Below are 10,022 nucleotides of genomic sequence, written 5' to 3' on the forward strand. Positions count from 1 at the left end.
CGTGAGCCTGCCAGCCCCCACTTCCGACAATCGCGCGGTCGTCACCGGCGCGTCCTCCGGCATCGGAACCGCCCTCGCCGCCGAACTCGCGGCGCGCGGATATTCGCTGATCCTCGTCGCCCGCCGCGGCGAACTGCTCGCCGAATTGGCGCAGCGGCTCACCGCACGGCACGGGATCACCGCGGAGGTGCGCGCGGTCGACCTCGCCGACCGCGCGCGGCGCGCGACGCTGGCCCAGGAGTTGGCTACCCGCGATATCGCGATCCTGTGCAATAACGCGGGCGTGGCGACCTTCGGCGCGGTCGCCGACCTCGATCCCGAGGTGGAGCGGTCGGTCATGGAGCTCAACGCGGTCGCGGTGCACGATCTGACCCTGGCCGCGCTGCCCGGCATGCTCGCCCGCGGCGGGGGCGGCATACTGGTCACCGGATCCGCCGCGGGCAACATGCCGATCCCCAACAACGCCACCTACGCCGCGAGCAAGGCGTTCACCAACAGCTTCGCCGAATCGCTGCGCGGTGAACTGCGCGGGCGCGGCGTGCACGTCACGCTGCTCGCGCCCGGCCCGGTGCGCACCGACAACCCGGAACAGACCGAGGCATTCGTGGCCGACAACAAGGTGCCCGAATTCATCTGGGTCTCGGCCGAGCACACCGCCAAGATCTCGCTGGACGCGCTCGCGCGCAACAAGATGCGAGTCGTTCCGGGCCTGCTCGGCAAGGGCATGAGCGCGGCGGGCCAGTACGCTCCGCGCGCACTGTCCGCCCCCCTCGCGGGGGCGCTGTACCGGCGTCTCGGATCCTGACCCGAATACGGTCAACAATTCGTCAAGATCGGATCACCGCGGGTCATGAACCCGCAAACGTAGCGTTCACGCCGCGGCATCCGGCGTATTCCTGACAGCGACCCCGCGTACCGAACAGCGGGGGACGCCACACAGGAGACACCGTGACGCTGCTCGAAATCTTTCCGTCGCTGCGGCCGAGCGTATCCGCGCGCCTCGACCCCGCGGTCTGGCCGCGCGACACCCACTACGACGACACGGGCCGGGTGACGATCGGCGGTGTCGCGCTCGCCGATATCGCCGACCGGTACCGAACCCCGAGCTACGTCTTGGACGAGGCCGAGGTCAGGGGCCGCTGCCGCGACTACCGGGCCGCATTCCCTGAGGCCGAGATCATCTACGCGGGCAAGGCGCTGATGATCCGCGCCGTCGCCGACTGGGTCAGCCAGGAGGGACTGTCGGTGGACGTGTGCTCGGCGGGCGAACTGGCCATCGCCCTGGCGGCGGGCGTACCCGCGCAGCGCATCGTCATGCACGGCAACGGCAAGACCTCCGACGAACTGCGGGCCGCGGTCGCCGCGGGCGTCGGCCGGATAGTGGTCGACTCGCTCGCGGAGATCACGTTGCTCTCCGCGCTGGTCACCCGGCGCCAGCGGGTGCTGCTGCGGCTGTCGCCCGGAATCGACGTGCACGGGCATCCGGCCGTGCGTACCGGCGTGCTCGATCAGAAATTCGGCTTCCCGATGGGCAGCGAGGCCGCGGCCGAGGCCGTGACGCGCATCCTGCGGCAACCCGCTCTCGAACTCATCGGCCTGCATTGCCATCTCGGCTCGCAGATCCACGATCCCGACCACTACGGCGAGGCCGTGCGCAAACTCGTCGCCGAAATGGCCGCCATCCGCCGCGACCACGGCCTGCTGCTCACCCACCTCGATCTCGGCGGCGGACACGCGGTCGCCTATCGGGGCGGCGAGGCGCAGATGAACCTCACCGAACTCGCCGAGGTACTGGAGGACGCGCTCGACGCCGCCTGCGCCCGACAGCGTTTCCCGCGCCCGCGAATCGCCATGGAGCCAGGCCGGGCCATCGTCGCCCGCGCCGGGGTCACGGTGTACCGCGTGGTGTCGGTCAAACGCATCGACGGCGGGCACACCTATGTGACCGTCGACGGCGGTATGGGCGACAACGCGCGGGTCGCGCTGTACGGCGCGCGCCACAGCGCAGTGGTCGCGAACCGGCATCCGGCGGGTCCGCTGATTACCGCGACGGTCGCGGGCAGGTTCTGCGAAGCGGGCGATGTCATCGCCGCCGACGTACGCCTGCCGGTGGACCTGCGCCCCGGCGAGGTGCTCGCGGTGCCGTGCACCGGCGCGTATCACCACAGCCTCGCCTCCTGCTACAACAGTGTGGGACGACCGCCCATCATCGCGGTCGCGCGCGGTCGCGATCGTGAACTCGTGCGCCGCGAAACCGTGGATGACCTGCTGCGCCGCGATATCGGCCGGTAGCGCTCGGACCGTCGAACACCGGTCACGGCCCGCGGCCGCGGGCGCGGCCGTAGCTGCGCCCGTCGGCGTCGTAGTGCCGTGCCTGCGCGATCTTCTCGCACGCGCCGCGCGGCGATGCATTCATCTACCGTTCCGAGCGCCGCCGTGAATCCAGCCCTACGCCAGGACGACTCGCACGCGGCTAGCGGCGACGGCGGGTGCCGAACAGGCTGCGGGTGATCTCACGGCCCGCCGCGCTCGCCGCCGAACGCAGGAAGCTCTTCACCGCGGGGTTGTTCATGATGCGGTCGGCGGCGGTGTCCTGCTCCCGCGCGCGAGGCGACCGTCCCGGCACGGGCGGCGGCTGATCCGGGGGCGGGGCGGCGGCCTCGATCTTCGCGGTCAGGATCTCGTAGGCCGATTCCCGGTCCATGGTCTGCCCGTATTTCGCCGCGAGCGCGCTGGACGATGCCGCGGACCGGATGGCGTCCGCGCCGATGGTGTCCATGAGCGAACGCGGCGGTTGAATCCTGGTCCACGCCACGGGGGTCGGCGCGCCGCGCTCCGACAGCACGGTCACGATCGCCTCCCCGGTGCCAAGCGAGGTCAGCGCCTGCTCCAGGTCGTATACCGCGGTCTTTGGATAGGTGCGCACGGTCTTGGCCAGCGCCTTCTGATCATCCGGCGTGAAGGCGCGCAGCGCGTGCTGGATACGCGCGCCCAACTGGGACAGCACCGGATTCGGGATATCGGTCGGCAGCTGGGTGCAGAAGAACACCCCGACCCCCTTGGAGCGAATGAGTTTGACGGTCTGCTCGACTTGGTCGAGAAATGCCTTGGACGCGTCGGCGAACAGCAGATGCGCCTCGTCGAAGATGAACACCAGCTTCGGCCGGTCGATATCGCCCACCTCGGGCAGGGTGCGGAACAGGTTGGCGAGTACCCACATGAGGAAGGTGGAGAACATCACCGGCCGCGCCGCCTGATCCCCCAACTCGAACAGCGTCACCACACCCTGGCCGCCCGCGGTGCGCACCAGATCGGCCGGGTCGAGTTCCGGTTCGCCGAAGAAGGTGTCGCCGCCGTCGGCCTCCAGATTGACCAGTGCGCGCAGGATGACCCCGGCCGTCGCGGCCGAGACCCCGCCGACCCCCTCGAGATCGGCCTTGCCCTCGGGGCTGGTCAGATGGGTGATGATCGCGCGCAGATCCTTCAGATCCAGCAGCGCCAGCCCCTGTTGGCCGGCCCAGTGGAAGATCAGCCCGAGCGTGGATTCCTGGGTCTCGTTGAGCCCGAGCACCTTGCTGAGCAACACGGCCCCGAAAGCGGTGACGGTCGCGCGGATGGGCACGCCGATACCCTCGGTGCCGAGCGAGACGAATTCCACCGGGAACGCGCCCGGGGTCCATTGCGCCGCACCGGTTTCCGCGGCACGCGCCAGGATCTCGGCCCCCGACGCACCTGGCCGCGCCAACCCCGACAGGTCGCCCTTGACGTCGGCGAGCACCACGGGAACCCCCGCGCGCGAGAGCTGTTCGGCGATCCCCTGCAAGGTCTTGGTCTTGCCCGTGCCGGTCGCGCCCGCCACCAGACCGTGCCGATTCATCGTGCGCAGCGGGATCCGCACCCGCGCCGCGGGGTCGACCCGGCCGTCGACCATCACGGCGCCCAACTCCAGCGCCGCGCCCTCCACCTCGTACCCGGCGGCGATCTCCCGCGCTTGTGTCACCGCCGTGGCCGCCACCGCCGCCTCCGCCGCGGCCTGACGCCGCGCGGCGGCCCCCGCCACCTCTTCGACGTGATCGGCCTCGGCTACGGCCTCGGCGGCCGCGCCCACCGCCGAGGCCGCCCCTGCCGCCGCGACCGCCGCCTCCTCGATCTCCAGTTCCCGCTCGGCCGCCTCGGCCGCGGCCCGCGCCTGCGCTGCCAATCGAGCGGCTTCCTCGGCCGCCGCGCGGGCGGCGGCCGCCTTCTCCCGTGGGGTCGGCGCGTCGGCCGGTCGATCGCCGTCCGCCGGATCGCTTCCCGATGCATCGTTCATCGCAGGTCCTCCGTCGTGGTCTGACTCCCGCGCGCGGGGTTTGCCGCCGTACCGAAAACGCCTGTACCGAACTCTGCCGAAAGCCTATCCCCGCGGTCGCGCATTCGGCCGATTCCGCCCCCGCCGACTCCGCGCGACAACCTGCCTCGTCCGGCAAATCGAACACAGTAAGGTTGCCGGGGTGTCGGACAAACTTGTGGTGTGGATGGATTGCGAAATGACCGGGCTGCGACTCGACAGCGACAAACTGATCGAGGTGGCCGCGCTCGTCACCGACAGCGACCTCAATATTCTCGGTGACGGCGTGGATATCGTGATCCACGCCGACGAGGAGGCGCTGGCGGCCATGCCCGCGGTGGTCGCCGACATGCACGCCCGCTCGGGCCTCACCGACGAGGTTCGCCATTCGACCGTCACACTGGCCGAGGCCGAACAGCAGGTGCTCGACTACGTCCGGGAATTCGCGCCGACCGCGGGAACGGTTCCGCTGGCGGGCAATTCGATCGCCACCGATCGTGGATTCATCGCCCGCGATATGCCCGCCCTCGACAGCCATCTGCACTACCGGATGATCGATGTGAGTTCCATCAAGGAGCTGTGTCGCCGCTGGTATCCGCGCATCTATTTCGGTCAGCCGGAAAAGGGCCTGACGCATCGCGCGCTGGCCGATATCAAGGAATCCATCCGCGAACTCGAGTACTACCGCCGAACCGCGTTCGTCGCCGCGCCCGGCCCGTCCACGGCCGAGATCGCCGCGGTCGCGACCGAACTGAGCGGTGCGCCCGCGGGCGCGGAAACCGCGCTGACGTCACACGACGCCGCCGCGCCGGAAGCCGATTAGGGCCTGACGGGGATAACACGCTACTATCGAGCGCGCCGGTAGTTCACGGCGATGGTGAGTGTAGTTCAGTTGGTAGAGCACCAGGTTGTGATCCTGGCTGTCGCGGGTTCGAGTCCCGTCACTCACCCCGAAGGGCCCAGGTCGAGGACAATCTTCGACCTGGGCCTTACTCGTTTGGTCCATATCACGGACGCGACACCCGGCGACTGTGCTGTGAAATGCATCTTCTCCTGATCGTGGTACAGATCGCCCCCCGGTCCGTAGACTGCCATCACCGGGGCGGAGCGTATCGCCCGGTCAACGCCGGTCGACCAGAAAGACAGAGAGTTCGTGATGCGTTCCGCGGTAATCGCCGCCTTCGTCGGGGCTACCCTCGTCACCCCCACCGCCGCGACGGCCTCGGCCGCGGCGGCGGCGCCCGTCGACTCCTCGGGATCCTCCTCGGCCAGCACCGGCTTCTGGGCGGGCTCCTCCGGCGGCGCGACCACGACCGGCTCCGGCGACTCGGGATCGGCGGGCGGGCTGGAGAAGCTGCTGTTCGGAGGTCCGCTGCTGTGCGCCGCCATCGGCAGCGCCCTCAACGCCAACGTGACCTGCCCCGGTACCGCGGGACCGAACATCCCCTGAATCGCACGCCGAACGACAGCCGCATACGACGACAAAGGCTCCCCGCGCACCCGCGCGAGGAGCCTTTCGTCCGTCGGGATCAGCGGGCGTCGGCGTTGCCCGCCTTCCACTCCGGCCACGGGATATTCCAGTCGCCGAGACCGTCCACACCGGACAAGGTGCCGCCCACCGTGTTCTTCACGATGGTGATGTCACCGCGCTTGGCGTTCTGGAACACCCACTGCGCGTTCGCCGGACTGAGGTTCAGGCAGCCGTGACTGGTGTTGGTATTGCCCTGCGCGCCCACCGACCACGGGGCCGAGTGGAAGAAGATGCCGCTGTAGGACAGGCGCGTGGCGAAATCCACCGGAGTCTTGTAGCCGTCGGGCGAATTCACCGCGACACCGTAGGTCGAGGAGTCCATGATGATCTTCTCGTGCTTGTCGGCCACGATGTAGATCCCATTGTCGGTCGGGGTGCCGTTCTTGCCCATCGAGGTCGGCATGGTCTTGATCACCACACCGTTCTGTTCGACCACCACTTCCTTGGTGTTGTCGTCGGCGGTGAAGATCATGGAGTCGCCGATCGTGAAGTACGAGTGCAGATTGTCCTGACCGAACAGTCCCTTGCCGAGATCCTTGCCGTAGACGTTGACGTCGATCGTGACCTTGGTCCCCGGCTTCCAGAAATTCTCCGGCCGCCACCGCACCTCGCGGTTGTTCACCCAGTAGAACGCGCCCTCCACCGGCGGATCGGTGGTGATCTTGATGGCGTCCTGCGCGGCCTTGCGGTTGGGGATGTTCTCGTCGAACTGCACCGCCACCGGCTGGCCGATGCCGACCACCTCCCCTTCACCGGGAATCAGGTAGGGGTGGGTCTGATTGTCCGGGGAGCTGGTGGTGAAGCGCAGCGCGGTGGAGTTGGCGCCGCCGAGTCCGATGGCGTCGGCGGTCAGGGTGTAGGTCTTGCCGTAGCCGAGAACCTCGGTGGTCTCCCAACTGCGGCCGTCGGTGCCCAACTTGCCCGCGACCGGACGGTCCTGCGCATTGGTCAACTTCACGTTCGTGAACTGGCCGTCATCGACCGTGAAGGTCATCGGCACGCCGGGCGACACTCCGACGTCGCCGTCCTTGACCGGAGAGGTGAGTTTGGGCTTGATCAACTCGGTGATCGGATTACGGTCTATCGCCACGGTCGCCGCGGCCGTGCTCTGCGACGACGACGAACAGGCCGACAACCCGAGTGCGACCACTGCGAGCAGGGCCACCGGTCCGGCAAGCATCCGCATCGAGCGGCGATGTCTGCCTCGACCAACGCTCATATTCAACCCCGTTTCAAGTCACGACGCCCCCACCTTGGGGCACCGATGGCTTCGGATCCAACCGAAAGAGATGCGCTCAACCCACCGCGCCGACGGGACCGGTCGAGACCACGACCGCTATTGTGCCGGCCCGAACCGACCCGTTCCACCAGTGCACACCGGAGGGGCCGTCGGGTTACACCGGGTAGATCATCGTCGCCCCGGCCGGTGTTAACACCGCGGCGACCCACGAGTGAACAGTGCCGGACACCTGCCCTCAACAGGCGATTTCACTTATCCGGCCGCAGCCTGTTACTGTTTGTCCCGCACCGGAACACGGCGCAGGCGCCATTAGCTCAATTGGCAGAGCAGCTGACTCTTAATCAGCGGGTTCGGGGTTCGAGTCCCTGATGGCGCACTTAAATTACCAGGTCAGGCCCTGTTTCAGGTGGCAAACTAGCCTGCTGTGTCAGACCTTGACCAAAGCTATACCAAAGTCTCTTCACCGAAATTTCCAGCTCATCATGCAGCCATCCCCCGGCACGGCCGATCGGTTCGCGCTGTCGGCTACGGACGTTCTTCCGGTATGTGTAATTCGTCACATCTTCGCACTGGGTACTTCGCGTCGCCGCTGCCAGTGTGGCCACGCCGCACGGCGACGCGGCGCCTGTCCGGTGAAGGCGAGATGGTGCGCGATCCACGATGGGCGGCTACTAGCCGCGCCCTCGGTCACCTCGTGGCCGACCATATCGACGCCGACGCGGTCACAAACGTCATCGAGCAGGTCGTCGGCACGCGCTGCGGGCAGGTCGTCGGCACGATACCCGGATTTCGGTGATTCGGTGTCCCGATGGACGGGGACCGGGTCGATGAACGCTCCTCGTCAACTGTTCTCTCGCACAACATTTCCCACGCTGACCTGAGTTTCCATTTGCCTAATCGGCGAGATCGCGTCTCCGGCTGAGCCCGGCATGCGTGGTCCGTGACGCTTCCAATCGCCTGTCGGCAAGACCGCGTACTCGACTCCGGGAGGTGTTCGAGCAGCTCTACCCCGCGCTGACGTTTCCATTCGCCTGTCGGCGAGACCGCGTGCCCGACACAACAGACCGCCGCTGACCAGCGCCGTCGGACCGGATGTGTGACCCGCGACGATTCCCGCGCGCATATTGCCGACATCGGGACCCGCCTGACCGACCATCAGTTCGGCCGCCGCGACGCGACCGAGGTTTCCATTCGCCTATCGGCGAGACCTCATCGGCAACCCTACCTACTATTCACCGTCTTTCACCTGCACAGTTGGGAACTCGTTGCACAGACCTCGCCAAACGCGCCCAGAGCAGGTCTCGACGCTGACCAGAAACGCCTTTCTCCGCTGGTAGCGGGCATGCACAGACCTCGACCCTCCAAACTCCCCGCTCACCACCCCAATGTGATCCACGCCACTGACATATGGCCGTGGGCCGCCCTGCCGCACCGACGATGCCTCGGCCGAGAGTGTCGAGGTCGACTACCGTCGCCCCCACTTGACCCCAATCCGAGCCAACGCACCCGACATCCGCGAAACCCTCACCCTCACCTTCCAAATCACCGAGTACGCCGGCCAACCCGACATCCTCGCCATTACCGACACACCAGACCTACCACCTGACAGCCCCGCCCCGACAGGAAGCGTCTTCGAGCCGCCGGAGCCGATCATCTCCGGCGGCTCGATTACATGAGATCAGTCGTCGTCCTCCCGGCTGTCGACTTCGTGACGATCAGCAGCGGCATCCGCACGGTCGGCGAATCCGCTTGTCGCTGTGTCCGAGTCAGGATCACGTTCGGCCGCTGCCGCGATACGGTCAGCGGACTCGCGGTCCATCGGCGAGTACTTGGACATGCGTATCTCCATCCTGGGCATGAGGGCGCGCAACACGGCAAGAGCACGTGGCGACGCGCCCTCGAACGAGTTGGTTGACATTCCGACACAAGAAACTCGTGCGCGGCCCCGGCACCGCAAGGCAGTGCTGGGTACTCATGCCCAGTTGGCCCGACTGGCGGTCCCGCTCGATACGGGCAAAGCCCTGTCTATTCGCACTCGAGCGGCCACCACTAACAATACTCGTCGGCCAGCTTCAATGAGCCCCTATTCGATGATGATTCAGCTCTCGGCCTCGTCGCATCCGCCTGACCAGCAGACCCTCATCCACCGCGCCGACCTCGCTCGACATCGCCACGGCCACAGGCCACGACGTTCCACACCGCGCAGCTATGCTGCTTTGACGTGCGGTATGGGCGAATATCGGCTCATGGCGATCGATCCGAACAGAGATTGTGCACCGGGGTTCACTCAACGGTTGACCGCGGCACGACGCGATCTCGATCGCCGTGGTGCTGTGCTGGTCTCATGGCTGGTACCGGCAGCAGTTCGGTATGCGGTTGCGGTCGAGGCCGTTCAGTTGGCGGAACAGGCGGGAGTTCGCCGGGACCTCACATTCGCCGAGACGGACTTCACCCCTCGCCGATTGACGAACGTGAGGCAAGACCAGATCGTGAAGCAGGGCGATACCATCCGCCGCGTCTATGAATCGGGTGCGGTAGCCAAGGCTATTGCCGCGGTCACAGGTCAGTCCGTGTACCCGTGTCCATACGAACCCGAACAGTTCGTGATCACTCAACTGGATCGGCCCGGTGACACGCATGGATGGCACTGGGACGATTACAGTTTCGCGCTGGTGTGGGTGGCCGAAACTCCGGACCCGACCGATGGCGGCTTCGTCGAGTGCGTGCCGAACACGGTGTGGGACAAGCGGCGTCCGGGCATCGAGCAGATACTTCGGGAGCGAACCATTCACCGGCTGGCAGCCAAGCCTGGGGCGGTCTACCTTATGCGGACAACGACGACATTGCATCGGGTGTACCCGATACGGCGGGGCGGAAGATGTCAACCTTTGTGGGGCGGGTTGTTCAGTGGTTCATTGAAT

Annotated in this window: 9 protein-coding genes and 2 tRNA genes; 8 read left to right on the top strand and 3 right to left on the bottom strand. The window is 67.0% G+C overall.

Annotated elements, in window-relative coordinates; translation table 11 throughout:
* Position 1: 1 nt before the first annotated feature.
* Positions 2-805, top strand: coding sequence for a mycolate reductase (gene cmrA, locus APZ21_RS13510; protein WP_054813605.1), 804 nt, complete (start codon positions 2-4; stop codon positions 803-805).
* Positions 806-948: 143 nt separating this feature from the next.
* Positions 949-2,292 carry a diaminopimelate decarboxylase gene (gene lysA, locus APZ21_RS13515; protein ID WP_054813606.1) on the top strand — a complete coding sequence of 448 codons (1,344 nt, stop codon included), beginning with the start codon at positions 949-951 and terminating at the stop codon, positions 2,290-2,292.
* Positions 2,293-2,473: 181 nt separating this feature from the next.
* Here the strand turns inward: lysA and APZ21_RS13520 are convergent, their stop codons facing one another.
* Positions 2,474-4,312: a helicase HerA-like domain-containing protein gene (locus tag APZ21_RS13520; RefSeq protein ID WP_054813607.1), complete on the bottom strand. Its 1,839-nt coding sequence runs from the start codon at positions 4,310-4,312 to the stop codon at positions 2,474-2,476.
* Between the two features lie 181 nt (positions 4,313-4,493).
* Here APZ21_RS13520 and orn point away from each other — a divergent pair, with 181 nt between their 5' ends.
* The 3 genes from orn to APZ21_RS13535 all read left to right on the top strand — a co-directional run bounded on the left by orn (position 4,494) and on the right by APZ21_RS13535 (position 5,780).
* Positions 4,494-5,153, top strand: a complete 660-nt coding sequence (gene orn / locus APZ21_RS13525; protein WP_054813608.1) for an oligoribonuclease — start codon at positions 4,494-4,496, stop codon at positions 5,151-5,153.
* A gap of 54 nt (positions 5,154-5,207) precedes the next feature.
* Positions 5,208-5,280: transfer RNA gene (locus APZ21_RS13530), tRNA-His, on the top strand.
* A gap of 206 nt (positions 5,281-5,486) precedes the next feature.
* On the top strand, positions 5,487-5,780 hold the full coding sequence (locus APZ21_RS13535) for a hypothetical protein (RefSeq protein WP_054813609.1): 294 nt from the start codon (positions 5,487-5,489) through the stop codon (positions 5,778-5,780).
* A gap of 79 nt (positions 5,781-5,859) precedes the next feature.
* Here APZ21_RS13535 and APZ21_RS13540 read toward each other — a convergent pair whose 3' ends face one another.
* Positions 5,860-7,080 carry a L,D-transpeptidase gene (locus tag APZ21_RS13540; protein ID WP_054813610.1) on the bottom strand — a complete coding sequence of 407 codons (1,221 nt, stop codon included), beginning with the start codon at positions 7,078-7,080 and terminating at the stop codon, positions 5,860-5,862.
* A 324-nt stretch (positions 7,081-7,404) separates the two neighbouring features.
* On the opposite strand from APZ21_RS13540, the gene APZ21_RS13545 reads away from it, so the two are divergent.
* A tRNA-Lys gene (locus tag APZ21_RS13545) sits at positions 7,405-7,477 on the top strand.
* Positions 7,478-7,747: 270 nt separating this feature from the next.
* Entirely contained in the window at positions 7,748-7,897 is a 150-nt protein-coding gene (locus APZ21_RS33995; protein WP_156371052.1) for a hypothetical protein, read from the top strand.
* 882 nt (positions 7,898-8,779) lie between these two features.
* On the opposite strand, the gene APZ21_RS13555 is transcribed toward APZ21_RS33995, so the two are convergent.
* Complete coding sequence (locus tag APZ21_RS13555; protein ID WP_156516429.1) at positions 8,780-8,938, bottom strand: hypothetical protein; 159 nt, start codon at positions 8,936-8,938, stop codon at positions 8,780-8,782.
* 409 nt (positions 8,939-9,347) lie between these two features.
* On the opposite strand from APZ21_RS13555, the gene APZ21_RS34005 reads away from it, so the two are divergent.
* On the top strand, positions 9,348-10,022 hold a 675-nt coding region (locus APZ21_RS34005), incomplete at its 3' end, for a HalD/BesD family halogenase (RefSeq protein WP_156371054.1).

Origin of the sequence: Nocardia arizonensis (assembly GCF_001310275.1) — a bacterium.
Lineage (GTDB): Bacteria > Actinomycetota > Actinomycetes > Mycobacteriales > Mycobacteriaceae > Nocardia > Nocardia arizonensis.